Source organism: Burkholderia stagnalis, assembly GCF_039848545.1.
Lineage (GTDB): Bacteria > Pseudomonadota > Gammaproteobacteria > Burkholderiales > Burkholderiaceae > Burkholderia > Burkholderia stagnalis.
On the sequence record NZ_CP156685.1, the window covers coordinates 1,309,957 to 1,334,748 of the forward strand.

General features: G+C 70.0%; 21 protein-coding genes. 11 read left to right on the plus strand and 10 right to left on the minus strand.

The genetic code is table 11. The features are described 5' to 3' along the window. Positions 1-3: 3 nt before the first annotated feature. Genes ABFO07_RS06255 through cobU form a run of 4 tightly spaced genes read right to left on the minus strand, consistent with a single transcriptional unit; the run spans position 4 to position 3,434 of the window. Entirely contained in the window at positions 4-963 is a 960-nt protein-coding gene (locus ABFO07_RS06255; RefSeq protein WP_059922697.1) for a cobalamin-binding protein, read from the minus strand. Next, entirely contained in the window at positions 930-1,949 is a 1,020-nt protein-coding gene (gene cobD / locus ABFO07_RS06260) for a threonine-phosphate decarboxylase CobD (protein WP_347468556.1), read from the minus strand. The genes ABFO07_RS06255 and cobD overlap by 34 nt, the downstream gene beginning before the upstream one ends. Next, positions 1,942-2,886, minus strand: a complete 945-nt coding sequence (cbiB, locus tag ABFO07_RS06265; RefSeq protein ID WP_059891864.1) for an adenosylcobinamide-phosphate synthase CbiB — start codon at positions 2,884-2,886, stop codon at positions 1,942-1,944. Before cbiB ends, cobD begins: the two co-directional genes overlap by 8 nt. Then, positions 2,886-3,434, minus strand: a complete 549-nt coding sequence (gene cobU / locus ABFO07_RS06270; RefSeq protein WP_347468558.1) for a bifunctional adenosylcobinamide kinase/adenosylcobinamide-phosphate guanylyltransferase — start codon at positions 3,432-3,434, stop codon at positions 2,886-2,888. Before cobU ends, cbiB begins: the two co-directional genes overlap by 1 nt. Positions 3,435-3,494: 60 nt before the next feature. Here cobU and ABFO07_RS06275 point away from each other — a divergent pair, with 60 nt between their 5' ends. The 4 genes from ABFO07_RS06275 to ABFO07_RS06290 all read left to right on the plus strand — a co-directional run bounded on the left by ABFO07_RS06275 (position 3,495) and on the right by ABFO07_RS06290 (position 6,634). Continuing rightward, the gene (locus ABFO07_RS06275) at positions 3,495-5,003 is read left to right on the plus strand and encodes a cobyric acid synthase (RefSeq protein ID WP_060017526.1); all 1,509 of its coding nucleotides are present in this window, start codon (positions 3,495-3,497) and stop codon (positions 5,001-5,003) included. A gap of 94 nt (positions 5,004-5,097) precedes the next feature. Then, the gene (locus tag ABFO07_RS06280) at positions 5,098-5,238 is read left to right on the plus strand and encodes a hypothetical protein (protein WP_164721383.1); all 141 of its coding nucleotides are present in this window, start codon (positions 5,098-5,100) and stop codon (positions 5,236-5,238) included. A 151-nt stretch (positions 5,239-5,389) separates the two neighbouring features. Next, the gene (locus ABFO07_RS06285) at positions 5,390-5,803 is read left to right on the plus strand and encodes a DoxX family protein (RefSeq protein WP_059883982.1); all 414 of its coding nucleotides are present in this window, start codon (positions 5,390-5,392) and stop codon (positions 5,801-5,803) included. 189 nt (positions 5,804-5,992) lie between these two features. Continuing rightward, a complete protein-coding gene (locus tag ABFO07_RS06290; RefSeq protein ID WP_059564446.1) occupies positions 5,993-6,634 on the plus strand; it encodes a ParA family protein in 642 nt (213 codons plus the stop codon). An 88-nt stretch (positions 6,635-6,722) separates the two neighbouring features. Here ABFO07_RS06290 and panD read toward each other — a convergent pair whose 3' ends face one another. The 4 genes from panD to ABFO07_RS06310 form a co-directional block, all read right to left on the minus strand. Continuing rightward, the gene (gene panD, locus ABFO07_RS06295; protein WP_059564447.1) at positions 6,723-7,109 is read right to left on the minus strand and encodes an aspartate 1-decarboxylase; all 387 of its coding nucleotides are present in this window, start codon (positions 7,107-7,109) and stop codon (positions 6,723-6,725) included. 45 nt (positions 7,110-7,154) lie between these two features. Continuing rightward, positions 7,155-7,994 carry a pantoate--beta-alanine ligase gene (gene panC, locus ABFO07_RS06300; protein ID WP_347468559.1) on the minus strand — a complete coding sequence of 280 codons (840 nt, stop codon included), beginning with the start codon at positions 7,992-7,994 and terminating at the stop codon, positions 7,155-7,157. 223 nt (positions 7,995-8,217) lie between these two features. Then, positions 8,218-9,120 carry a segregation and condensation protein A gene (locus ABFO07_RS06305; protein WP_409071650.1) on the minus strand — a complete coding sequence of 301 codons (903 nt, stop codon included), beginning with the start codon at positions 9,118-9,120 and terminating at the stop codon, positions 8,218-8,220. 4 nt (positions 9,121-9,124) lie between these two features. Next, positions 9,125-9,313, minus strand: coding sequence for a DUF3460 family protein (locus ABFO07_RS06310; RefSeq protein WP_059564450.1), 189 nt, complete (start codon positions 9,311-9,313; stop codon positions 9,125-9,127). 246 nt (positions 9,314-9,559) lie between these two features. Here ABFO07_RS06310 and ABFO07_RS06315 point away from each other — a divergent pair, with 246 nt between their 5' ends. Beyond that, positions 9,560-11,383, plus strand: a complete 1,824-nt coding sequence (locus tag ABFO07_RS06315; RefSeq protein WP_059883980.1) for an autotransporter assembly complex protein TamA — start codon at positions 9,560-9,562, stop codon at positions 11,381-11,383. A gap of 28 nt (positions 11,384-11,411) precedes the next feature. After that, positions 11,412-15,470 (plus strand): translocation/assembly module TamB domain-containing protein, encoded by a 4,059-nt coding sequence (locus tag ABFO07_RS06320; RefSeq protein ID WP_347468560.1) that lies wholly within the window; start codon positions 11,412-11,414, stop codon positions 15,468-15,470. A 126-nt stretch (positions 15,471-15,596) separates the two neighbouring features. Here the strand turns inward: ABFO07_RS06320 and metG are convergent, their stop codons facing one another. Continuing rightward, positions 15,597-17,771 carry a methionine--tRNA ligase gene (gene metG, locus ABFO07_RS06325; RefSeq protein WP_059564453.1) on the minus strand — a complete coding sequence of 725 codons (2,175 nt, stop codon included), beginning with the start codon at positions 17,769-17,771 and terminating at the stop codon, positions 15,597-15,599. 377 nt (positions 17,772-18,148) lie between these two features. Continuing rightward, positions 18,149-18,796 carry an OmpA family protein gene (locus ABFO07_RS06330; protein WP_017333872.1) on the minus strand — a complete coding sequence of 216 codons (648 nt, stop codon included), beginning with the start codon at positions 18,794-18,796 and terminating at the stop codon, positions 18,149-18,151. A 347-nt stretch (positions 18,797-19,143) separates the two neighbouring features. Between ABFO07_RS06330 and apbC the strand changes: the two genes are divergently transcribed. The 5 genes from apbC to ABFO07_RS06355 all read left to right on the plus strand — a co-directional run bounded on the left by apbC (position 19,144) and on the right by ABFO07_RS06355 (position 24,747). Beyond that, positions 19,144-20,235: an iron-sulfur cluster carrier protein ApbC gene (apbC, locus tag ABFO07_RS06335; protein WP_059564454.1), complete on the plus strand. Its 1,092-nt coding sequence runs from the start codon at positions 19,144-19,146 to the stop codon at positions 20,233-20,235. Positions 20,236-20,368: 133 nt separating this feature from the next. Beyond that, positions 20,369-20,905, plus strand: coding sequence for a superoxide dismutase family protein (locus tag ABFO07_RS06340; RefSeq protein ID WP_059564455.1), 537 nt, complete (start codon positions 20,369-20,371; stop codon positions 20,903-20,905). 109 nt (positions 20,906-21,014) lie between these two features. Then, a complete protein-coding gene (gene dcd, locus ABFO07_RS06345) occupies positions 21,015-21,584 on the plus strand; it encodes a dCTP deaminase (protein ID WP_006398615.1) in 570 nt (189 codons plus the stop codon). 89 nt (positions 21,585-21,673) lie between these two features. Then, positions 21,674-23,953 carry an arginine/lysine/ornithine decarboxylase gene (locus tag ABFO07_RS06350; protein ID WP_059564456.1) on the plus strand — a complete coding sequence of 760 codons (2,280 nt, stop codon included), beginning with the start codon at positions 21,674-21,676 and terminating at the stop codon, positions 23,951-23,953. A gap of 26 nt (positions 23,954-23,979) precedes the next feature. Beyond that, entirely contained in the window at positions 23,980-24,747 is a 768-nt protein-coding gene (locus tag ABFO07_RS06355; RefSeq protein ID WP_124516777.1) for a lysozyme inhibitor LprI family protein, read from the plus strand. The last annotated feature ends 45 nt before the right edge of the window (positions 24,748-24,792 follow it).

Here is a 24,792-nt window from a genome sequence, read left to right on the forward strand (position 1 = left end):
GCGTCAGCGTGCCGGCCGCCGTGCGCGGGCGCGATCGAGATCCGCGCATAGCGCGGCCGCGCCCTGCGCGATCCGGGGGGACGCGCGCGTCAGCAGATCGCCGTCGATCGCGAACAGGTTGTCGCGCGCGACGGCGGTCAGCGCCGGCCACGCACGCCAGCGCACGAGGCTCGGCAGCGGCTCGCGCGACGGCGTCGCGCCCGCGCTCGTCGTCACGATCGCTTCGGGGTTGGCCGCGAGCACGGCCTCGTCCGTCACGGTCGGCACGAGCGGCTTGAGCTGCGCGAACACGTTGCGGCCGCCGCACAGTGCGAACACGTCGTCGATCAGATGCGTGCCGTTGAGCGTCGTCAGCGGCCGGTCCCAGACCTGGAAGAACAGCGTGACGGGCGGGCGCGCCGCATAGCGCGCGCGCAGCGCGGCGACGTCGCGCGTGAAGGCCGCCGCCGCCGCGTCGGCCGCGGGCTGCGTGCCGAGCAGCGTGCCGAGGCGGCCGAGCGACGTGGCGATGTCGTCGAGATGCTTCGGCTCGCTGAAGAACAGCGGGAGATGCAGCGCACGCAGCGCATCGGTCTGCCGCTCGGCGTTGCCGTGGCGCCACACGACGATCAGGTCGGGCTTCAGCGCGGCGATGCGCTCGAGATCGAGCGCTTTGTTGTCGCCGACGCGCGGCACGGCCTTCGCGGCGGGCGGATAGTCGCTGTACGTGACGGTGCCGACCAGCTTCGCGCCGCCGCCCGCCGCGTAGATCAGCTCCGTGGCATGCGGCGCGAGACTGACGACGCGTTGCGCGGGCGCGGGCAGCGTGACCGTGTTGCCGGCGTCGTCGCGCGCGCTGACTTCCGCGTGTGCAGATGGGGCGCTGCCGAGCGCGAGCAGCGCCGCGGCCGGCAGCAGGCAGGCGAGCGGGCAGGCAAGCAGGCGCTTCGTCAACGCGCGTCCCCGTCCAGTTCCGCCGCGCATTGCGCGAGCGCATCCGCGAGCCGTCGCCATTCGGCGTCGTTGGCCGGCAAGCCGAAGCGCACGCTCGACGGCTGCGCGAAATGGCGCGTCCAGATGCCCCGGCGCGCGAGCGCCGCATGCAGCGCCGCGGCACGCGGATCGTCGGTCCAGCTGAACAGCGGCGTCGCGTGTACCGTGAAGCCGTGGCCGCGCAGCAGCGCCGCGAGGCGCGCGCCGTCGGCGGCGAGCCGCTCGCGGGCGGCGGCCTGCCACGCGCGATCGGCGAACGCGGCCGCGACCGCGTGACGCGCGGGGCCGCCGACCGTCCACGCGCCGAGCGTGTCGCGCAGCGCGGCGATCTGCGCGGGATGCGCGAGCACGAAGCCGGCGCGGATGCCGGCGAGGCCGAAGAACTTGCCGACCGAGCGCAGCACGACGAGCCCCGGGCGATCCACGTGCGCGGCGAGCGAATCGGTCGCGCCGGTGTCGGCGAACGCTTCGTCGACGATCAGCGTGCCGCCGCGCGCCGACACCTGCGCGTGCCAGCCGAGCAGGCGCTCGACCGGGACGCGCTCGGCGGTCGGGTTGTTCGGATTCCCGACGATGACGTGGCGCAGCGTCGCGGGCAGCGTGTCCGCGGCGATGTCGAGCGGGGCGATGCGATGGCCGTGACGCGCGAACGCGGGCGCGTATTCGCCGTACGCGAGTGCGGCGACGCCTGCATTGCCGTGCGGCAGCAGCGCGGGCAGCGCGCGGATCGCGGCCTGGCTGCCGGCGACCGGCAGCACGTGCGCGGGGCCCGGCGCGCCGTAGTAGCGGGCCGCGCACGCGGCGAGCCCGTCGCCGTCGTCGGGCAGCCGCCGCCATGCGTCGGCGGGCACGGGCGGCACCGGGTAGCCGACCGGGTTGATGCCCGTCGACAGGTCGAGCCACGCGTCGTACGGGATGCCGTGGCGGCGCGCGGCTTCGTGCAGGTTGCCGCCGTGTGCGATCGGAAGGTCAGACATGCTGGGTGCCCATGACGAGGAAGGCGCTCGCGACGAGCAGCGCGAGCCACAGCGCGAGCGTGCGGGTGACGAGCGACAGCGCGGCGACGATGTGCGCGGCGCTGGCGGGCGCGCCGCTGCCGAGCACCGGCCGCTGTTCGAGCTCGCCGTGATAGACGGCCGGGCCGCCGAGCTGCACGTTCAGGCTGCCCGCGCCCGCGGCCATCACCGGGCCTGCGTTCGGGCTGTCCCAGTGGCGCGCCTGCGTGCGCCAGCAGCGCCACGCGTTCGCGGTGTCGCCGAGCAGCGCGTAGCTGGCGGCGGTGAGGCGCGCGGGAATCCAGTTCAGCGCGTCGTCGATCCGCGCGGCGGCCCAGCCGAACTTCAGGAAGCGCGGCGTGCGGTAGCCCCACATCGCGTCGAGCGTGTTCGCGAGCCGGAACATCAACGCGCCCGGGCCGCCCGCGACGACGAACCAGAACAGCGCGCCGAAGATCGCGTCGTTGCCGTTCTCGAGCGCCGATTCGACGGCCGCGCGCGACAGCGCGCCTTCATCGGCGTCGCTCGTGTCGCGCGACACGATCCGTGCGGTCAGCGCGCGCGCGCCGGGCAGGTCGCGCCGCAGCAGCGCGGCGGCGATCGGCGCGAGGTGATCGGCGAGGCTCTTCGCGCCGAGCGCGAACCACAGCAGCGCGACGTGCAGCGCGGCCGCGAGCGGCGCGGGCAGCACGGCGGCGAGCCACGCGGCCAGCGCGACCGGCGGCGCGACGGCCGCGAACCACGCGGCGAGGCCGACCAGGCGGCCGCGCCGGCCGGTATTGAGCGCGGTTTCGACGCGCGCGGCGAGCCGCCCGAACGCGACGAGCGGGTGCCCGGCCGACGGTTCGCCGAGCATGCGATCGACGATCACGGCGACGACCGCGAGCATCGCGACCGTGGACAACGACAGCATCAGCATCACGCAGGCTCCGTCTTGATCGCGACCGGCAGCCCCGCGACCAGCAGCGTCACGCGGGGCGCGAGCGCGGCGACGCGCTGGTTGAGGCGGCCGAGCTCGTCGACGTAGCGGCGCGTGATGGCGCCGAGCGGCACGACGCCGAGCCCGATCTCGTTGCTGACGACGATCACCTTCGCGCGGGCGTTGCACAGCGCGGCTTCGAGCGCCGCGACGCGCGCGTCGTACTGCGCGTCGTCGAGCGGCTCGCCCTGCGCCGGGCACAGCAGGTTCGTGAGCCACAACGTGAGGCAGTCGACGAGCAGGCACGCGTGCGGATCGTCGAGCCGCGCGAGCGTGTCGGCGAGCTCGACGGGCGCGTCGGCGAACCCCCAGCTCGCCGGCCGGCGCGCGCGGTGATGCGCGATGCGCTGCGCGAATTCGGCGTCGCCCGCGTACGCGGTCGCGATATAGGTGACAGGGCGGCCGCAGTCGGCGGCGAGCCGCTCGGCATACGCGCTCTTGCCCGAACGCGCGCCGCCGAGCACGAAGGTGAGGTCGTGCGGAATCATCGCGTGATTGTAACGGCGCAGGCGATAATGCGGCCTTCGATTCGCCACGCCTTCCACACGATGAATGCACCCGAGCTGCGGCCGCGCGGCACGCTGATGATCCAGGGCACGACGTCCGATGCGGGCAAGAGCACGCTCGTCGCGGGCCTGTGCCGCCTCGCGCGCCGCGCGGGCGCGCGCGTCGCGCCGTTCAAGCCGCAGAACATGGCGCTGAACAGCGCGGTGACGGCCGACGGCGGTGAGATCGGCCGCGCGCAGGCGCTGCAGGCGCTCGCCGCGGGCGTCGCGCCGCATACCGATTTCAACCCCGTGCTGCTGAAGCCGACCAGCGACCGCGGCGCGCAGGTGATCATCCACGGCCAGGCGCGCGCGAACCTGAACGCCCGTGCGTACCACGACTACAAGCCGGTCGCGTTCGACGCGGTGCTCGAGTCGTACGCGCGGCTGCGCGCCGGGTACGACACCGTGATCGTCGAAGGCGCGGGCAGCCCGGCCGAGATCAACCTGCGCGAAGGCGACATCGCGAACATGGGCTTCGCGGAGCGCGTCGACTGCCCGGTCGTGCTGGTCGCCGACATCGACCGCGGCGGCGTGTTCGCGCATCTGGTCGGCACGCTCGCGTGCCTGTCCGACAGCGAGCGCGCGCGCGTGCGCGGGTTCGTGATCAACCGCTTCCGCGGCGACTTCAAGCTGCTCGAGCCGGGCCTCGACTGGCTGCGCGCGCAGACCGGCAAGCCGGTGTTCGGCGTGCTGCCGTACCTGCACGGCCTCACGCTCGACGCGGAGGACATGCTGCCCGCGCAGGCGCGCAGCGGCGCCGCGCGCGGCGCGGACGGCGACGGCGGCGTGCTGCGGGTCGTCGTGCCGGCGCTGCCGCGCATCAGCAACCACACCGATTTCGATCCGCTGCGCGCGCATCCGCAGGTGGAGTTCACCTACTGGAAGAGCGGCCCCGTGCCGGCCGCCGACCTGCTGATCCTGCCCGGCTCGAAGAGCGTGCAGCGCGACCTCGCGTGGCTGCGCGACGCGGGCTGGGATGCGGTGATCCGGCGCCACCTGCGCTATGGCGGCAAGGTGATCGGCATCTGCGGCGGCATGCAGATGCTCGGCCGCTCGCTCGACGATCCGCTCGGCCTCGAAGGCGTGCCGGGCAGCGTGCCGGGGCTCGGCCTGCTCGATTTCGACACGACGCTGCAGCCGCACAAGACGCTGAAGAACGTGACCGGACGGCTGGCGCTGCCGGGCGGCGCGGCCGTGCGCGGCTACGAGATCCACATGGGCGAGACGCGCGGGCCCGCGCTCGCGGCGCCGGCGCTCGAACTGACGGCCGACGGCGCGAGCGGCGCGCACGCGGACGGCGCGCTGTCCGACGACGGCCGGATCCTCGCGACCTACGTGCACGGCTTGTTCGACGCGCCCGACGCGTGCACGGCGCTGCTCGCCTGGGCGGGGCTCGACGCGGCCGAGCGGATCGACTACCCGGCGTTGCGCGAAGCATCGCTGGAACGGCTCGCGGACACCTTCGCCGCGCACCTCGACCTGCCGGCGCTGTACGCCGAATTCCGCTGAGCCGTTCGGCCGGCGGCGGCCGATCGTCCTCGCTTTTTTCGTCGCGTGGCGTACAACCAAAGGAGGGCGGATGTCCGTCCGAAGGAGCGCGACGATGAAGGCACGACGGTGGTGGGCTGTACTGCTCCTGGCGTTGCTGACCGCCTCGACGTGGGCGCAGGCATGCGATTCGTATGGATCGGGCAGCGGCTCGTCCGGCTACAGCGGCCCCGCGCAAGGCAAGGGCGGCTACTGAGGCTTGAATCGCGGGGCATGATCGGTCATGCCCCTTTTTTCGCTCGATTCGTTCTAGTTGGGAATCAATTTAAGCGAGTTGGCGTGTTTATCGGGAAAAATGGTTCGAATAGAGTGCGTTCCATCTCATTCATCCACGAAGGAACCCCGACATGAACCCGAACCGCTACCCCGATTTCGCCGCCACGCTGCTGCGCGTCGCGCTCGGCGTGCTGTATCTCGCGCACGTTGCGCAGAAGGTGTTCGTTTTCACGCTGCCCGGCACCGCGCAGTTCTTCGCATCGATCGGCCTGCCCGCGTGGCTCGCGTACCTGACGACGGCCGTCGAGCTGGCGGGCGGCATCGCGCTCATCGCGGGCTTCCGCGTGCGTATCGTCGCGCTGGCGCTGCTGCCGTTCATGCTCGGCGCGACCGCGGCCCATCTGCCGAACGGCTGGAGCTTCGGGTCGCCGCACGGCGGCTGGGAATATCCGGCATTCTGGGCGGTGACGCTCGCGGTGCAGGCGTTGCTGGGCGGCGGCGCGTTTGCGCTCGGCACGCCGGGCGCCGCGGCGCAGCGCGCATAAGCGCACGTAAGCGCACGTAAGCGCTCGTCATTGCACGTGATTGCGCCGGACCGCGGGCCACCGGCGGGGCCGGATCGGCGCCGGCGGTTCCGGTGATACCCCATTTGCCGATATCATCGCACCCTGTATCTGCAATTGTGCGACGCCCGCCGGGCCGGCCGGCGTCGCGCGGCTTCTTCGGGGGAATTCATGACGGTCATCGTGGTGGCGAATCCGAAGGGCGGCGTGGGAAAGAGCACGCTGTCCACCAATCTTGCCGGTTACTTCGCGGCGCAGGGCGCGTGGGTCGCGCTGGCCGATCTCGACCGGCAGCAGTCCTCGCATGCGTGGCTCGACCTGCGTCCGGCCGGGCTGCCCGCGATCGAGGCGTGGGGGCTCGATCCCGAGGCGCCGTCGAAGCCGCCGCGCGGGCTCGAATACGCGGTGATCGACACGCCGGCCGGGCTGCACGGCAACCGGCTCAACGTCGCGCTGCAGCTTGCCGACAAGGTGATCGTGCCGCTGCAGCCGTCGATGTTCGATATCCTGGCGACCCAGCACTTTCTCGAGCACCTCGCGAACGAGAAGGCGGTGCGCAAGGGCAACATCGAGGTCGGCATCGTCGGGATGCGGGTCGATGCGCGCACGCGCTCGTCGGAGCAGCTGCACCGCTTCGTCGAGGGGCTCAAGCTGCCGGTGCTCGGCTACGTGCGCGACACGCAGAACTACGTGCAGCTCGCCGCGCACGGGCTCACGCTGTGGGACGTCGCGAAGAGCCGCGTCGACAAGGATCTCGAACAGTGGCGGCCGATCGTCGAATGGGCGGAGCGCAAGCCGTCGAAGGGCGCGTGACGGCGCCGGCGGGCGCCCGGCACGAATGACAAGGGCCGGATTCCGTTCAGCACGGAATCCGGCCCTTTGCGTTGCATCGCGCCGTGGCTTACGACCAGGCCTGCGTCGGCACGTGGTCGCGGCTGCCCTTGATCTTGTTGTCGTCGTCGACGAACACGAGGTTCGGCTTCCAGCCGGCCTGCAGTTCGGCCTCGTCGACCACCGCGAACGCCGCGATGATCACGAGGTCGCCGAGCTGCGCGCGGCGCGCGGCCGAGCCGTTCAGCGAGATCATGCCGCTGCCGCGCTCGCCCTTGATCGCATAGGTCGAGAAGCGCTCGCCGTTGTTGATGTTCCAGATGTCGATCCGCTCGTTTTCCGCGATGTTCGCGGCGTCGAGCAGATCCTCGTCGATCGCGCACGAACCTTCGTAGTGCAGTTCGCAGTGCGTGACGGCCACGCGGTGGATCTTCGATTTGAGCATGTGGCGCTGCATGGGGTGACTCCTTGATGCGTCGAGAGGCACTGGCGGGCGGGGCCGTCAGATTTCCAGGTTGTCGATGAGGCGGGTCGCGCCGAGCTTCGCGGCCGCGAGCACGACGAGCGGCTCGCCGGCGTCGAGTTCGGCGGCGCTGGGCGCGATCAGGTTCGCGCGCCGGCGGATCGAGATGTAGTCCGGCGCCCAGCCGCGGCCGGCGAGGTGCGTGTGCGCCTGCTGTTCGAGCTTCACGAGATCGCGCTCGCCGTCGAGCACGCTTTCGCGCACGCGCTGCAGCGTCTTCGCGAGCTCGGGCGCCTCCTGGCGCTCGGCCGGCGCGAGATAGCGGTTGCGCGACGACAGCGCGAGGCCGTCGGCGTCGCGCACCGTCTCGGCCGCGACGATGTCGACCGGCAGCGCGAGCTGCTGGCACATGCGGCGCACGATCATCAGCTGCTGGTAATCCTTCTTGCCGAACACCGCCACACGGGGCTGCACGCACGCCATCAGCTTCGTGACGACCGTGCACACGCCGGTGAAGAAGCCGGGCCGGAACTCGCCCTCGAGGATCCCGCCGAGGTCGTCCGGCGGCTGCACGCGGTATTCCTGCGGCTCCGGGTACATGTCGCGCTCGGTCGGCGCGAACAGCACGTAGACGTTTTCCTTCTGCAGCTTCTCGATGTCGTCCTGCATCGTGCGCGGATACTTGTCGAAATCCTCGTTCGGGCCGAACTGCAGCCGGTTCACGAAGATGCTCGCCACGACCGGATCGCCGTGCTGGCGCGCAAGGCGCATCAGCGACAGATGCCCTTCGTGCAGGTTGCCCATCGTCGGCACGAAGGCGGTGCGGTTCTGGCCGCGCAGCTGGTCGCGCAGTTCCTGGATCGAGCTGATGACTTTCATGATCGGGTAGCGGGGTTCCTCGCGCTGGCGCGCGTTGGCGCCGCGGCACGCGGCGTCGGGGTCGAAGCGGCAAAGGTGCCCGCGCGCGGGCGGCGCGGCGGGCGTCGGCGGATTGTAGAGGATTTGACCGCCGGACGCACCGATAAACGCACGGTCGTTCTCTTCTGTCGGGAATACGGCCGGCCGGGGCGAACCGGCCCCGATTCGAGGGCCTTATGGCGGCTCAGGCGGGCAGGTAAGCGAGGCGGACGTAGATCGGCGCGAACGGTTCGGCCTGGGTGATCTCGACGAGCGACTCGCGCGCGAGTTCGAGCATCGCGATGAAGTTCACGACGACGACCGGCACGCCGCGCGACGTGTCGAACAGGTCGGCGAACTCCATGAAGCGCGCGCTCTGCAGCCGGCGCAGGATCAGGCTCATGTGCTCGCGCACCGACAGCTCCTCGCGGGAGATCTTGTGGTGCTGCACGAGCTTCGCGCGCTTCAGCACGTCGGCCCACGCGGCGCGCAGATCGTCCGAATTCACGTCCGGGAAGCGCGGCGTGACGCTCTGCTCGATGTAGACCTCGGCGCGCAGGAAGTCGCGGCCGAGCTGCGGCAGCTTGTCGAGGCGCTGCGCGGCGAGCTTCATCTGCTCGTATTCGAGCAGGCGGCGCACCAGCTCGGCGCGCGGATCCTCGGCTTCCTCGCCGGTGTCGGCCTTCTTGACCGGCAGCAGCATCCGCGACTTGATCTCGATCAGCATCGCGGCCATCAGCAGGTATTCGGCGGCCAGCTCGAGGTTCGTCTCGCGGATCTGGTCGACATAGCCGAGATACTGCGCGGTGACCTGCGCCATCGGGATGTCGAGCACGTTGAAGTTCTGCTTGCGGATCAGGTACAGCAGCAGGTCGAGCGGGCCTTCGAACGCTTCGAGGAAGATCTCGAGCGCATCGGGCGGGATGTAGAGATCCTGCGGCAGCTTGAACAGCGGCTCGCCGTACAGGCGAGCGAACGCCGCGACGCTGTCGACCGTGTCGGGCGTCGAATCGGCGCCCGCGGGCGCGGCGACCGCGTCTTCCGGGCGGGCCACGTCGGGCCGGGCCGCGTCAGGCCGGGCGGCGCTGGGCTCGTCGGCGGCGCTCACGTCGTCAGAAGTTCTGGTAGTAGACGTACGGCGTCTGCTTCACGCGCGATTCCTGCTGCGCGGCGCGCTCGTCGAGGTCGATCGGCTGCTTGTCCCACAGCAGGGAGCGGCCCTTGCGCTGTTCTTCTTCGAGCGCCGGCTTCTGCTGCTTGAGCTGGTTCAGGAACTGCGTGACGTCGGACTGGTACGGCATGGCTTGGCTTTCCGTTTCAGGCGGCGCGCGGGGCGCCGGAATGTGGGATGGCAGGATTTTACCGCATCGCGGGGAACAGCCGGCGCCAAACGCACGTCGAATGCGCGGGCCGCCGGATCGCCCGCGCGCCGTTGCGCGCAAGCGTCAGGCCGCCGCCGAAGCGGCGCACATCGGGGCGCGGCGGCATCCGTATGGTCAAATACGGGGTTTCCAAGCATTCATCCATCTCCGAGGGCGAGGTCATATTTGGCGGGGCAGGCGAACCAGCAACGAATCACGGCGCATGACGCCGGGCGGCCCGCGGCCTGCGGCGGCGTCCGGCGCGGCCACGCGGGCGCGGCGCGGGCCGCGCGCATCCTCGCCGGCTGCCTGGCGGCGCTCGCCGCGCTGCCGGCCTATGCGAAGTACGACGTCGAGATCGACGCGCCGCGCACGGTCCGCAAGCTGCTGAAGTCGCACCTCGACATCGCGCGCTTCGCCAAGCGTGACGACATCAGCGACGACCAGTTCGACTTCCTCGTCACCGCGACGCCGCAGCAGGTGCGCGACCTGACCGCGACGGAAGGCTACTTCTCGCCGGTCGTGCGCACCGACGTGCGCACCCGCGACGGCAAGCGCGACGTCAGGGTGTCGGTCGACCCGGGGCCGCAGACCGTCGTGTCGGCGGTCGACCTGACGTTCCACGGGCCGGTCGAGTCGGAAGACCCGCAGCAGGAGAACGCGACGCGCTTCGCGTTCTCGATGAAGACGGGCGACCCGTTCACGCAGGCCGGCTGGGACGGCGCGAAGGGCGCCGCGCTGCGGCAGCTGCAGTCGCGCCGCTATCTCGGCGCGAAGATCACCGCGTCCGAGGCGCGCATCGATCCGCGCACGCAGCGCGCGACGCTCGCGGTCACGTTCGACAGCGGCCCGACCTTCACGATCGGCAAGGTCGACGTCGAGGGCGCGCGCCGCTATCCGGAGAAGATCGTCACCAACGTCAATCCGCTGTCCGAAGGCGAGATCTACGACACCCGGCGGATCACCGAGCTGCAGCGGCAACTGCAGAACACGCCGTACTACGCGAGCGTCGCGATCGACGTCGGCAGCGACACCGCGAAGCCCGAGCTGACGCCGGTGCACGTGAAGGTCAGCGAGTATCCGTACAACAACATCCGCGGCGGGGTCGGCTACGCGACCGACACGGGCCCGCACGTGCAGGGTGCATATACGTATCTCGACACGTTCGGCGCGGCCTGGCCGCTGACGGTGTCGGGCCGCCTCGACCAGATCCAGCAGTACGGCCAGATCCAGCTGTCGATGCCGCCGGGCGAGCGCGCGTGGACCAACAGCGTGCTCGCGTCGTACACGAACACCGACGTGTCCGACACGCGCATCTTCAGCGCGCGGGTCGGCGTGCAGCGCACCCGCACCGGGCAGTTCATCGACTACGCGTATTCGCTGATGTTCTATCAGGACCGGCTCAAGCAGAACGGCGCGGGGCCGACCATGAGCCACGCGCTCGTGCCGCAGTGGGCGTGGACGCGCCGCAACGTCGACGATCCGCTGTTTCCGCGCTCGGGCAACCTGATTCATGCGGAGGCCGGCTTCGCTGTGAAGGGCGCGCTGGCCGACCAGACCTTCGTCCGCGGCTACGCGCGCGGCCAGCAGTACCTGCCGATCGGCAAGCGCGACCTGGTCGTGTTCCGCGCGGAGCTCGGCGGCGTGTTCACGAGCGGCAGCTCGTCGAGCGTGCCGGCGTCGCTGCTGTTCCGCGCGGGCGGCTCGAACTCGGTGCGCGGCTACGGCTACCAGGGCATCGGCAACAACGTCGCCGGCTCGGTGCTGCCGACCAAGTACCTCGTGACCGGCACCGCCGAATACCAGCACTGGTTCAACCGCGACTGGGGCGCCGCGACCTTCTTCGACATCGGCACCGCGACCGACGCATGGGGCGAGCGGGTGTTCTATCCGGGCGTCGGCATCGGCGCGCGCTGGCGCAGCCCGGTCGGGCCGATCAACCTCGACGTCGCCTACGGGCTGCGCAACCACAGCGTGCGACCTTACCTGACGCTCGGCGTCGCCTTCTGACCCAACCGCTTCCGCCACGACACACCGCATGACGAAGGACATTCACGACACGCCGCCGCCTCACGATCCGGATTCGCCCGAGCGAGCGCCCGACGGCGCGCCGCGCCGGTCGCGGCTCGTGCGCGGCGCCGCATGGACGCTCGCCGGCGCCGTGCTGCTCGTCGTGCTGGCGGCGGGGCTCGTGCTGGCCGCGATCACGACCGAGCGCGGCACGCGGCTCGCGTGGGACGCGGCGGTGCGCGTGCTCGGCGGGCGGCTCGCGGGCACGCTCGAAGGCGGCGCGCTGGCCACCGGCGTGCGCGTGAAGTCGTTCGCGTGGACGAGCCCGGACGGCGCAGGCACCGAGGTGCGCATCGACCGTCTCGACGGCCGCTGGTCGCTGACCCGCGCGCCGTTGCGCGCGACGATCGCCTATCTGCGCGCGGGCACGATCGACGTGCGGATCGCGCCGGGGCCGTCGACGCCGACGGTGATGCCGCAGGATCTGCGCCTGCCGCTGCAGTTGCGGATCGACGACCTGCGTGTCGATCGCCTCGCGATTCATGAAGGCGTATCGACGACGCAGCTCGACCATCTCGCGCTGAACGGCCGCAGCGACGGCCGCCTTCACGACCTGGTACTCGAACACGTCGATACGCCGTTCGGCGCGCTGAGCGCGCGCGCGAAGCTCGACGGGATGCGGCCGTTCGCGCTGACGGGCGACGCGACCTACGCGGGCAAGCTCGCCGACGAGCCGGTCGATGCGCGGGCGCGCGTGTCGGGTTCGCTCGACGCGCTGGTCGCCGACGTCGACGCGAGCGGCCTGAAGCTGAACGGGCGCGCGCACGTCGAGGCGGCGCCGTTCGGCGCGGTGCCGCTCACGCGCGCATCGCTCGCGTTCGATCACGTGAATCCGCAGGCGCTGGCGCCGGGCGCGCCGGCCGCCGATCTCGCGGTGCGTGCCGAACTCGCGCCCGCGCCGGCCGATCCCGAGCATCCGCACGTGTTCGCGGTGACGGGCCCCGTGTCGATCGTCAACGCGAAGCCCGGCACGCTCGGCGACCAGCTGCTGCCGGTCGTCGACGCGAAGGCGACGGTGCGGCTCGACGCGCACGCGCAGCGCATCGACGGCCTCGCGCTGAAGCTGATCCGCGACGGCAGCGTGACGGGCGGCGGCGCGCTCGCGGGCGGCAAGGGCCGCTTCGACCTGAAGGTCGCGAACCTCGACCTCAACGCGTTCGTCGCGGCGCTGCGCCCGATGCGGCTCGGCGGCCCGGTCGGCGTGACGCTCGCGAGCGGCGCGCAGACCGTCGAGTTCGATCTCGCCGATCCGAAGCTCGCGCTCGGCGCGCGCGCGAAGGTCGCGCTCACGCCGCAGCAGACGGTGGTGACGGACGCGCGCGTGACGGCGGCCAAGGGGCGCATCGACCTGACCGGCGTGTTCCGCCACGACGCGCATTCGAGCTACGACGCGAAGGCGACGCTCGCGAACTTCGATCCGCTGCTGCTCGCTGCGCTGGCCGCGCCTAAGCCGGCTGCGCCGAAATCGGCCGCGGCGGGTAAGCCGGGCGCGAGGGCCGTGCGATCCGCGCAAGCCGCGCCGGCCAAGCGCGGCGAGACGCGCGTGAACGGCACGCTGACCGCATCGGGCGCGTTCGCGCCGCAGGTGTCGACGAAGGCGACCTTCAAGCTCGGCGACAGCCTGTACGACGGCTTGCCGCTGACCGGCGCGGGCGTCGTGCAGCTCGCCGGCGCGCGCATCCTGCCGAGCAACGCGAACCTGTCGATCGCCGGCAACCGCGTCGACCTGCACGGCAGCTTCGGCGCGCCCGGCGACCGGCTGCGCTTCGCCGTCGATGCGCCGCAGCTCGACCGGCTCGGCTTCGGCGTCGCGGGGCTCGTGCAGGCGCAGGGCGACCTGACCGGCAGCTTCGCGCATCCGAACGTCACTGCAACCTACAAGGCCGAAGGCGTCGTGTTCGGCGCGAACCGGATCGGCGCCGCGCAGGGCCGCGCCGACATCCGCGACGGCGCGCACGGTGCGCTGATGTTCACCGCCGACGCGAGCAACGTCGCGCTCGGCTCGCTGCAACTGAAGACGCTGCGCGCGCACCTCGACGGCACGCGCGCGAAGCACACGCTCGACGCGTCGGCGCTCGGGATGGCCGGCGGGCGCGTGATCGACGCGACGCTCGCGGCGAACGGCGGGGTGGTGGAGAACCGCGACGGGATGCGCTGGGACGGCACCGTCACGCGGCTGGCGAACCGCGGCACGCCGTCCTTCGCGCTGGAGACGCCGCTCGCCGTATCCGCGGGCGGCGGGCGCGCGGTGCTCGGCGCGGCGAAGCTCACGCTCGAAGGCGCGGCGATCGACCTGAAGTCGTTCGCATACGACCATGGCCAGCTGCGCTCCGCGGGCGCGGTGCGCGGCGCGTCGGTCGCGCGCTTCCTCGAGGTCCGCCAGGCGCTGACCGGCCAGCGCCCGCCGGTGCGCACCGACGTCGTGCTCGATGCCGACTGGGATTTCTCGGTCGGCGCGACCGCGACCGGTTACCTGCAGGTCAAGCGGCGCGGCGGCGACGTGACCGTCGAGACCGCGCGCGGGATCTCGTCGCTCGGCCTGACCGAACTCGCCGCGCGCGCCGCGTTCGGCGCGGGCAATCGCCTGAACGTGACCGCGCAGGCCAAGGCGAGCCGGATCGGCACGCTCGATGCGAACGTCGCGGTGCCGTTCGCGCCGCGCGACGGCGTGCTCGCGGTGGCCGACGACGGCCCGCTGGCGGGCCGCATCGACGCGGACATCCCGTCGCTGAAAGCGACCGGCAACCTGTTCGGGCCGAGCTACCTGCTCGGCGGGCGCGCGGCGCTGAAGCTCACCGTCGCCGGCACGCCGGCGAAGCCGACCGTGTCCGGCATGCTGACCGGCGACGCGCTGTCCGCGACGCTCGTCGACCAGGGCGTGCAGCTGAAGGACGGCATCGTGCGCATCCGGCTCGCGGAGAACCTCGTCGAATTCCAGCAGGTCGAGTTCCACGGCGGCGACGGCACGCTGCGCGCGATCGGCCGCGTGCGGCTCGACAACGAGGCGCCTGACCTCACGGCAAGCATCGTTGCCGACAAGCTCGAGCTGTTTGCGGCGCCTGACCGCAAGCTGTCGCTGTCGGGCAAGGCCACGGTCGCGAACGCAGGGCCGCGCGGCGGGCTCGCGATCGACGGCAAGTTCGTCGTCGATCGCGCGCTGTTCGACCTGCCGGAGGCGGCGGCGCCGCACCTGTCCGACGACGTCGTGATCGTGCGCGCCGACGGCACGGTGCGCGGCGAGACGCAGACCGGCACCGCGATCGCGAAGCCGCAGCCGGCCGCGGACAAGCCCGCGCCGTCGCTCGCGCCGCGCGCGAACATCGACATCGGGCTCGGCAACGACTTCCGCTTCAAGGGCCACGGCGCGGATCTCGGGCTGCGCGGCACGATCACCGTGACGAGCGCGCCCGGCGTGCCGCTGCGCGCGGTCGGCAACGTGCGCGTGACGGAAGGCTCCACCTACACGTCGTTCGGCCGCAAGCTCGCGGTCGAGAACGGCTTCTTCACGTTCAACGGCCCGGTGTCGAACCCGGGGATCAACATCCTCGCGATGCGGCGCAACCAGGAAGTCGAGGCGGGGGTGCAGGTGACGGGCACGATCCAGGCGCCGACGGTGAAGCTCGTGTCGGAGCCGAACGTGACCGACAACGAGAAGCTGTCTTGGCTGCTGTTCGGCCACGGCACCGACCAGGGCAACAACGTCGGCCAGCAGAACGCGATGACCGCCGCGCTCGCGCTGCTCGGCAGCGCGACCGGCAAGCGCGTCGCGCAGAGCATCGGCCTCGACGAATTCTCGATCGGCCGCAGCGACGTCGGCCTGACCGATCCGCAGGTCGTGCAGATCTCGAAGGCGATCAACGAGCGCTTCGTGCTCGGCTACGAGCAGGGGCTGCAATCGGCGGCCAACGCGTTCAAGGCGACGATCAACCTGACGCGCTTCTGGTCGGTGTCCGCGTACGGCGGCACGTTCCAGGGCGTCGACCTGAACTACACGCGGCGCTTCGACCGGTGGTTCGGGAGCCGGTGACGGCGGTGCGCGTGCCGCCCGCCGTTGCCGAGCCGACGCAGCACCAATAAAAAACCCCGCGCGGATAGAACCGCGCGGGGTTTTTTTCCTTTCCGGGGCGGGCGGCGATGCGCCCGCGCGCGCCGCTTACTTCACGCGCATGCCCGGCTTCGCGCCGCTGTGCGGCTCGAGGATGTAGAGGCCCGGCTCGGCCTTCTCGTCGGCGGACGACGCCGCGAGCACCATCCCTTCGGACAGGCCGAACTTCATCTTGCGCGGCGCGAGGTTCGCGACCATCACCGTCAGCTTGCCGACGAGCTGCTCGGGCTGGTACGCGGACTTGATGCCGGAGAACACGTTGCGGGTCTTCTCCTCGCCGACGTCGAGCGTGAGCTGCAGCAGCTTGTCCGAGCCTTCGACCGCCTGGCACGCGACGATCTTCGCGATGCGCAGGTCGATCTTCGCGAAATCGTCGATCGAGATCGGCGCGGCGTCGTCGTCCGCGCCGTTGGCGGCTGCGGCGGGCTTTGCATTCGTCTTCGCGTCGGCCTTCGCAGCTTTCGCAGCCTTCGCGCTGCCGGCTGCATCCGCCGCCGCGCCGCCCGGCGCGGCCTGCAGCGAATCGCGGTTCGCGGCGAGCAGCGCGTCGATCTGCTTCACGTCGACGCGCGTCATCAGGTGCTGGTACGCCTTGATCGGCTGCTCGGACGACAGCGGCTTGGCGGCGTCGGCCCACGTGAGCGGCGCGACGCCGAAGAACGCCTCGACCGCTTCCGCGACACGCGGCATCACCGGCTTCAGCGCGAGCGACAGCAGGCGGAACGCCTCGAGGCTCACGCTGCAGGTTTCATGCAGCGCCACCGCATTGGCCGGATCCTTCGCGAGCTCCCACGGCTTCGCGCCGTCGACGTACGCGTTGACCTCGTCGGCGAGCTCCATCGTCTGGCGCAGCGCGCGCGAGTATTCGCGCGCCTCGTAGTGCGCGGCGATCTGCGGAATCGCGTCGCGCAGCGTCGCGACGAGCGGATGGTTCATCGCGCTGTCCTGCACGCGGCCGTCGAAGCGCTTGAGCAGGAAGCCCGCCGCGCGGCTCGCGATGTTCACGTACTTGCCGACGAGATCGCTGTTCACGCGCGCCTGGAAGTCGTCGAGGTTCAGGTCGATGTCTTCCATCGTCGCGTTCAGCTTCGCGGCGAAGTAGTAGCGCAGCCATTCGGGGTTCAGGCCCGTGTCGATGTAGCTCTGCGCGGTGATGAACGTGCCGCGCGACTTCGACATCTTCGCACCGTCGACCGTCAGGAAGCCGTGCGCGAACACGTTGGTCGGCGTGCGGTGGCCCGAGAACTCGAGCATCGCGGGCCAGAACAGCGTGTGGAAGTACAGGATGTCCTTGCCGATGAAGTGGTACTGCTCGGCGGCCGTGCCCGGGCGGATCCACGCGTCGAAATCGATGCCCTGGCGGTCGCACAGGTTCTTGAAGCTCGCGTAGTAGCCGACCGGCGCGTCGAGCCACACGTAGAAATACTTGCCGGGCGCGCCGGGGATCTCGAAGCCGAAGTACGGCGCGTCGCGCGAGATGTCCCAGTCGGCCAGCTTCGCCTCGCCGGCGTCGCCGAGCCACTCGCGCATCTTGTTGGTCGCCTCCGGCTGCGCGAGGCCGCTCACCCAGTCGCGCAGGAACGTTTCGCAGCGCGGGTCGGACAGGCGGAAGAAGTAGTGCGTCGACGTCTTGCGCACCGGCGTCGCGCCCGACACCACCGAGTACGGGTTCAGCAGCTCGGTCGGCAGGTAGGTCGAGCCGCACACCTCGCAGTTGTCGCCGTACTGGTCCTTCGCATGGCACTTCGGGCACTCGCCCTTGATGAAGCGGTCCGGCAGGAACATTTCCTTGACCGGGTCGTACGCCTGCTCGATCTCGCGCTCGGCGATCAGGCCGTTTTCCTTCAGCGCGAGATAGATCTTCTCGCTCAGCACGCGGTTCTCGTCGGAATCGGTCGAGTAGAAGTTGTCGAACGACACGCCGAAGCTGTCGAAGTCGCGCTTGTGCTCGGTCCAGACGCGGTCGATCAGCTGCTTCGGCGTGACGCCTTCCTTCTCGGCGCGCAGCATGACCGGCGTGCCGTGGGTGTCGTCGGCGCCGATGTAGTAGACCTCATGGCCGTGCATTCGCAACGCCCGCACCCAGATGTCGGTCTGGATGTACTCGACCAGGTGGCCGATGTGGATCTGGCCGTTGGCATACGGCAGCGCGGACGTGACGAGGATCTGGCGGCGGCCTTGCGGCGCGGCGGCCTGCACGGAAGTGAGGTCGGATGCGGACATAGGGTCTGTAGAGGAACGGCGGGAAACCACGGGAAACTGCGATTCTAGCAGGGGCGCGGGCGAGGCAGGCGGGTGGCCGCCGCAGGCCGGGCGGGCAGGGGCCGACAGCATGGACATGCCGTGGCAGGGTGCCGGTTGTTGCGATGCAGCACGTTTTTCGCGGGCAAAAAAAACCGGGGCGGATACGGCCCCGGAGCAACAACGACAAGAGGAGAATGGTGACGCGCCGGCAACACCAGCCGCGTACCGTAAAGACAGACCACGGCTTGCGACAGAAGTTCGAAATTTTTTTCGATTTGTTACTTGCCCCGCCGGACAAGGCGTCCGGCGGGGCTGTGCGAGCGGCGCGCCCGCATATTCCCTTCGCTGTCGCGCGCTTACTGCGCCTGCGCGGCGCGCAGGTAGATCTCGACGCGGCGGTTCTGCGCGCGGCCGGCTTCCGTCGCGTTGTCCGCGATCGGGTTCGACGGGCCCATGCCCTGTGCCGACAGGCGGCCGGCGTTGACGCCGCGCTGCGCGAGCGCGTTCACGACGCTCTGCGCGCGGTTCTGCGACAGCGTCTGGTTGAGCTGTGCCGAGCCCGTGCTGTCGGTGTAGCCGACGACCGACGCGGTCACCTGCGGGTTCTGGTTCAGCGTCGTGGCCAGGTCGTTCAGCAGCGGCGTGAACGCCGGCGTGATCGCGTACTGGTTCGTCGCGAACGTGACCGAGCTCGGCACGTTCAGCTTCAGCGAGCCGTCCGGCTGCTCCGTCACCTGCGTGCCGGTCTGGGCTGCCGACGGCGCCAGCTTGTTCTTGATCGCCTGCCAGTTGTAGCCCGTCACGCCGCCGACCAGCGCGCCGACGCCTGCGCCGATCGCCGCGCCCTTGCCGCCGCCCGCCAGCGCACCGATGCCGGCGCCCAGCGCGGCGCCCGCGCCCGTGCCGACGGCCGTGTTGGTGCCTTGCGGCGACGTCGCGCAGCCGGCGAGAACCGCACCGGCCAATACGAAGACGGACAAGCGGGTTGCGATTTTCATGTTCATCTGGGATTCCTCTCTTGGTTGAACGAGTCGACAACGACAACAGATACGGCTTTCAGGCAGGCCCGCCCGGATCAGGCCGGGCGATCCTGCACGCGCGGCGGTCGCCGCGGCGACCACATGCCCTGCCCCGCAGCGTGGCTGTTCGGGCAGCGCGACGCGTCAGCCTCTACAATATAGGCGGTAAGGGGTCGATTTGGCCCCATGGCGTGCCGCACGCGAAGATTGCGCCGGCTCGCGCGTTCGCGCAATGGCATGCAACAGATTCTTTCACTTTTCCCGATTTTCGCCGCGTTATTTGATAATTCTTGACGTTTGAGCGCGAAAAGAACGTTTTTCACGGAGTTTCGATGAGCATTGACCGGGCCCTCGTCGACGCCGCGCTCGCGGCAGTCGCTGACCCCAACACGGGCCGCCCGTACGCGGCCGGCAAAGGCGTGCGCAACGTCGCGATCGACGGCGACGCCGTGTCGGTGGACGTCGTGCTCGGCTATCCGGCGAAGAGCCAGCACGACGACGTGCGCGCGCGCGTGAGCGCCGCGCTGAAGGCCGTGCCGGGCGTGCGCGACGCGCGCGTCAACGTGTCGCAGGAGATCGTCGCGCACACCGTGCAGCGCGGCGTGAAATTGTTGCCGAACGTCAAGAACATCGTGGCCATCGCGTCGGGCAAGGGCGGCGTCGGCAAGAGCACGACCGCCGTCAACCTCGCGCTCGCGCTCGCCGCGGAAGGCGCGTCGGTCGGCATCCTCGATGCGGACATCTACGGCCCGTCGCTGCCGACGATGCTCGGCATCCACGGCCAGCGGCCCGAGTCGCCGGACAACCAGTCGATGAACCCGCTCGTCGGCCACGGCCTGCAGGCGAACTCGATCGGTTTCCTGATCGAGGAAGACAACCCGATGGTGTGGCGCGGCCCGATGGCGACCTCGGCGCTCGAGCAGCTGCTGCGCCAGACCAACTGGCGCGAGCTCGACTACCTGATCGTCGACATGCCGCCGGGCACCGGCGACATCCAGCTGACGCTCGCGCAGCGCGTGCCGGTGACGGGCGCGGTGATCGTCACGACGCCGCAGGACATCGCGCTGCTCGACGCGAAAAAGGGCCTGAAGATGTTCGAGAAGGTCGGCATCCCGATCCTCGGCATCGTCGAGAACATGAGCATCCACATCTGCTCGAACTGCGGCCACGAGGAGCACATCTTCGGCGCGGGCGGCGCCGAGCGGATGTCGAAGGAATACGGCGTGAACGTGCTCGGCAGCCTGCCGCTCGACATCGCGATTCGCGAGCGGGCCGACAGCGGCGCGCCGACGGTCGCGGCCGATCCGGACGGCGCGATCGCGCAGCGTTACCGCGAAATCGCGCGCGGCGTTGCGCTGGCGATTGCCGAGCGCGCGCGCGACATGACGTCGAAGTTTCCGAGCATCGTTGTTCAAAATACGTAAAACCCTTGCGGGGCGGGGCCGGACGCTGTTTACGGCGCCGCGAGGCGCGGTATCATGGCGACTTTTGCAGGGTCCCCTTTGCCCGCCCGGCAGGGCGCCGTGTCAGACGGCCGCCTGCCGGCACGAGGATCGAATGAACGAACGATATTGCGGCGCGCGCGCCGGCAGCGCGAGGCACGCGCTGCTGGCCGCCGCCACGCTGGCCCTCGTGGCCGGCTGTACTTCCTTTTCGTCGACGTACGAAAAGCGCGCCGACGCGCAACTGCAGCCGACGGTCGGCGCGCAGGCGCGCGGCTCGGTGACGCTGGTCGAGCGCCCCGACGGCGTGCAGGTCACCTACAACCTGACGGGCCTGCCGCCGAACAGCGACCACGCGCTGCAGGTGCACGAGCGCGGCGACTGCAACGCGGGCGACGGCTCGAGCGCCGGCCAGGTGTTCTCGCCGGCCGCCGACCGGCTGCGCGCGGGCGTGCGGGTCGCGGGCGATCTCGGCAACATCCATGCGGACGCGAACGGCGTGGCGGCGGGCTTCATCGTCGCGCCCGACCTCGCGCTCGACGGCGTGCGCTCGGCGATCAACCGCGCGGCGCTGGTGCACCGCGACCCGAGCGACCCCGCGTTTGCGCAGCACGGCGCGGGGCCCGCGCTCGCGTGCGGCGTGATCCGCTGAAGGGCGCCGCATGCGTGCGTCCGCGATCGCGTAAAATGTGCGCCTTTCCCGGCCGCCCCGAAGCGGCGGCCCTCGTTTACCGTCACGCAGCGTTTTCTGGCGCCCTGATATGAGCATCAAATCCGACAAGTGGATCCGGCGCATGGCCGAAGAGCACAAGATGATCGAGCCGTTCGTGCCCGATCAGGTGCGTGCGTCCGAGGACGGCCGCAGGATCGTCAGCTACGGGACGTCGAGCTACGGCTACGACATCCGCTGCGCGGACGAATTCAAGATCTTCACGAACATCAACTCGACGATCGTCGATCCGAAGAACTTCGACGAAGGGTCGTTCGTCGATTTCAAGGGCGACGTGTGCATCATTCCGCCGAATTCGTTCGCGCTGGCCCGCACCGTCGAATATTTCCGCATTCCGCGCACCGTGCTGACGGTCTGCCTCGGCAAGTCGACCTATGCGCGCTGCGGGATCATCGTCAACGTGACGCCGTTCGAACCCGAATGGGAAGGCTACGTCACGCTGGAATTCTCGAACACCACGCCGTTGCCCGCGAAGATCTACGCGAACGAAGGCGTCGCCCAGGTGCTCTTCTTCGAGAGCGACGAGGTGTGCGACGTGTCGTACGCGGATCGCGGCGGCAAATATCAAGGGCAACGGGGTGTCACGCTGCCGAAAACCTGATCTGGTTGACTATCCGTCCGACACCGACCAGTTTCCGGGTGACCGCTGCGCGTGACGCGCCGCGGTCGTTTCTTTTTGGAGATTCGCCCATGAAGTTTCGTTTTCCCGTCGTCATCATCGACGAAGATTTCCGCTCCGAGAACATCTCGGGCTCCGGCATCCGGGCGCTGGCCGAAGCGATCGAGAAGGAGGGCGTCGAAGTCCTCGGCCTCACGAGCTACGGCGATCTGACGTCGTTCGCGCAGCAGTCGAGCCGCGCGTCGTGCTTCATCCTGTCGATCGACGACGACGAACTCATGCTCGGCGAAACCGGCCCGGACGGCGAGCTGCCCGAGCTCGCCACCGCGATCATCGAGCTGCGCGCGTTCGTGACCGAAGTGCGCCGCCGCAACGCGGACATCCCGATCTTCCTGTACGGCGAGACGCGCACGTCGCGCCACCTGCCGAACGACATCCTGCGCGAACTGCACGGCTTCATCCACATGTTCGAGGACACGCCGGAGTTCGTCGCGCGCCACATCATCCGCGAGGCGAAGGTCTATCTCGACTCGCTCGCGCCGCCGTTCTTCAAGGAACTCGTCAAGTACGCGGACGAAGGCTCGTACTCGTGGCACTGCCCGGGCCACTCGGGCGGCGTCGCGTTCCTGAAGAACCCGCTCGGCCAGATGTTCCACCAGTTCTTCGGCGAGAACATGCTGCGCGCGGACGTCTGCAACGCGGTGGACGAACTCGGCCAGCTGCTCGACCACACGGGCCCGGTGGCCGCTTCCGAGCGCAACGCGGCGCGCATCTTCAGCGCCGACCACCTGTTCTTCGTGACCAACGGCACGTCGACGTCGAACAAGATCGTCTGGCACGCGACGGTCGCGCCCGGCGACATCGTGCTGGTCGACCGCAACTGCCACAAGTCGATCCTGCACGCGATCACGATGACGGGCGCGATCCCCGTGTTCCTCACGCCGACGCGCAACCACTTCGGCATCATCGGCCCGATCCCGCGCGACGAATTCAAGCCGGAGAACATCCGCAAGAAGATCGAGGCGAACCCGTTCGCGCGCGAGGCGCTGCGCCAGAACCCGGACCTGAAGCCGCGCATCCTGACGATCACGCAGAGCACGTACGACGGCGTCGTCTACAACGTCGAGATGATCAAGGACCTGCTCGGCGACCTGCTCGACACGCTGCACTTCGACGAAGCATGGCTGCCGCACGCGACGTTCCACGACTTCTACCGCGACATGCACGCGATCGGCGACGGCCGGCCGCGCACCGGCGCGCTCGTGTTCGCGACGCACTCCACGCACAAGCTGCTCGCCGGCATCTCGCAGGCGTCGCAGATCGTCGTGCAGGATTCCGAAAATCGCACGTTCGACAAGCATCGCTTCAACGAGGCGTACCTGATGCACACGTCGACGAGCCCGCAGTACGCGATCATCGCGTCGTGCGACGTCGCGGCCGCGATGATGGAGCCGCCGGGCGGCACCGCGCTCGTCGAGGAATCGATCGCCGAGGCGATCGACTTCCGCCGCGCGATGCGCAAGGTCGACGCCGAATACGGCGACGACTGGTTCTTCAGCGTGTGGGGCCCGGAAGACCTCGCGCAGGAAGGCATCGGCTCGCGCGACGACTGGATGCTGAAGCCGAACGACCGCTGGCACGGCTTCGGCCCGCTCGCGGAAGGCTTCAACATGCTCGACCCGATCAAGGCGACGATCATCACGCCGGGGCTCGACGTCGACGGCGAATTCGGCGAGACCGGCATTCCGGCCGCGATCGTCACGAAGTACCTCGCCGAGCACGGGATCATCGTCGAGAAGACGGGCCTGTACTCGTTCTTCATCATGTTCACGATCGGCATCACGAAGGGCCGCTGGAACTCGATGGTGACCGAGCTGCAGCAGTTCAAGGACGACTACGACAACAACCAGCCGCTGTGGCGCGTGCTGCCGGAATTCGTCGCGCAGCATCCGCGCTACGAGCGCGTCGGCCTGCGTGACCTGTGCACGCAGATCCACGACGTGTATCGCGCGAACGACATCGCGCGCCTGACGACCGAGATGTACCTGTCGGACATGGAGCCCGCGATGAAGCCGTCGGACGCGTTCGCGAAGCTCGCGCACCGCAAGATCGACCGCGTGCCGCTCGACGAGCTCGAAGGCCGCGTGACGAGCATCCTGCTGACGCCGTACCCGCCGGGCATTCCGCTCTTGATCCCGGGCGAGCGCTTCAACAAGACGATCGTCAACTACCTGCGGTTCGCGCGCGACTTCAACGAGCGCTTCCCGGGCTTCCACACCGACATCCACGGCCTCGTCGCGGAAGAGGTGAACGGGCGCGTCGAGTATTTCGTCGACTGCGTGCGCGATTGACGATGAAGCAGACTCGATTCGGGACGATGCGCGCGGCCGCGGCCGCGCTCGTCGCCTGGGCGGCCTGGTCGGGCGCGGCGCATGCGGAAGTCGCGGCGGCTGACCCGAACGACGTGGCGATGCGGCAGTGTCTCGCGCGGCGCGACCGTTCGTCGACGGCCGGGCAGATCCAGTGCATGGGCGAAGCGCAGCAGCAGTGGCAGGCCGTGATGGACGACGCGTACCAGCGCCTGCTGAACGACGCGCCCGGCGACGCGAAGCGCGGCTGGCAGGAGAGCCAGCGGCGCTGGGTCACGTGGCGCAAGGACGAGGCGTATCTGCTGAAGGCCGTGTACGAGACGACGCGCGGCACGATGTACACGATGGCGAGCGCCGACATGCAGCTGCAGCCGGTGCGCGAGCGCGCGCTCGCGCTGCGGGCCGCGGCCGATCGCTATGCGGCGCCGAAGGCGGTGGACAGCGGCGCGTCGGGCGCGGCGGGTGCGGCGGTCGCGGCGACGGGCGGCCCGGCGAATGCATCGAAGAGCGACACGCGCGACCCCGTGCGCCGCATCCGGCCGTGCGAGCAGGACGCTGCGTGCGAGCACGCGCTGTTCGACCTGAATCGCTACTACCAGAAGCTGCGCCGCAAGATGCCCGCGCACTCGGCCGCGACGCTCGTGCATGCGCAGCGCGCGTGGAGCGCCTTCCGCGACGCGACGGCGCCGCTCGTCGGCGAGGAAGGGCGGATCGACCTGATCGGCGCGCGCATCGCGACGATGAAGCGCTTGTCGGAGACGGCCGGCAACCGCTGACGCGCGAGGGTGCGCATGGTGTGCCGCTTCTGCGACGGCAATGAA

Coding starts and splice junctions, on each gene's coding strand:
- ABFO07_RS06255 (WP_059922697.1), bottom strand. CDS start 963: ATGCGCGGCGGAACTGGACGGGGACGCGCGTTGACGAAGCGCCTGCTT.
- cobD (WP_347468556.1), bottom strand. CDS start 1,949: ATGTCTGACCTTCCGATCGCACACGGCGGCAACCTGCACGAAGCCGCG.
- cbiB (WP_059891864.1), bottom strand. CDS start 2,886: ATGCTGATGCTGTCGTTGTCCACGGTCGCGATGCTCGCGGTCGTCGCC.
- cobU (WP_347468558.1), bottom strand. CDS start 3,434: ATGATTCCGCACGACCTCACCTTCGTGCTCGGCGGCGCGCGTTCGGGC.
- ABFO07_RS06275 (WP_060017526.1), top strand. CDS start 3,495: ATGAATGCACCCGAGCTGCGGCCGCGCGGCACGCTGATGATCCAGGGC.
- ABFO07_RS06280 (WP_164721383.1), top strand. CDS start 5,098: ATGAAGGCACGACGGTGGTGGGCTGTACTGCTCCTGGCGTTGCTGACC.
- ABFO07_RS06285 (WP_059883982.1), top strand. CDS start 5,390: ATGAACCCGAACCGCTACCCCGATTTCGCCGCCACGCTGCTGCGCGTC.
- ABFO07_RS06290 (WP_059564446.1), top strand. CDS start 5,993: ATGACGGTCATCGTGGTGGCGAATCCGAAGGGCGGCGTGGGAAAGAGC.
- panD (WP_059564447.1), bottom strand. CDS start 7,109: ATGCAGCGCCACATGCTCAAATCGAAGATCCACCGCGTGGCCGTCACG.
- panC (WP_347468559.1), bottom strand. CDS start 7,994: ATGAAAGTCATCAGCTCGATCCAGGAACTGCGCGACCAGCTGCGCGGC.
- ABFO07_RS06310 (WP_059564450.1), bottom strand. CDS start 9,313: ATGCCGTACCAGTCCGACGTCACGCAGTTCCTGAACCAGCTCAAGCAG.
- ABFO07_RS06320 (WP_347468560.1), top strand. CDS start 11,412: ATGACGAAGGACATTCACGACACGCCGCCGCCTCACGATCCGGATTCG.
- metG (WP_059564453.1), bottom strand. CDS start 17,771: ATGTCCGCATCCGACCTCACTTCCGTGCAGGCCGCCGCGCCGCAAGGC.
- ABFO07_RS06330 (WP_017333872.1), bottom strand. CDS start 18,796: ATGAACATGAAAATCGCAACCCGCTTGTCCGTCTTCGTATTGGCCGGT.
- apbC (WP_059564454.1), top strand. CDS start 19,144: ATGAGCATTGACCGGGCCCTCGTCGACGCCGCGCTCGCGGCAGTCGCT.
- ABFO07_RS06340 (WP_059564455.1), top strand. CDS start 20,369: ATGAACGAACGATATTGCGGCGCGCGCGCCGGCAGCGCGAGGCACGCG.
- dcd (WP_006398615.1), top strand. CDS start 21,015: ATGAGCATCAAATCCGACAAGTGGATCCGGCGCATGGCCGAAGAGCAC.
- ABFO07_RS06350 (WP_059564456.1), top strand. CDS start 21,674: ATGAAGTTTCGTTTTCCCGTCGTCATCATCGACGAAGATTTCCGCTCC.
- ABFO07_RS06355 (WP_124516777.1), top strand. CDS start 23,980: ATGCGCGCGGCCGCGGCCGCGCTCGTCGCCTGGGCGGCCTGGTCGGGC.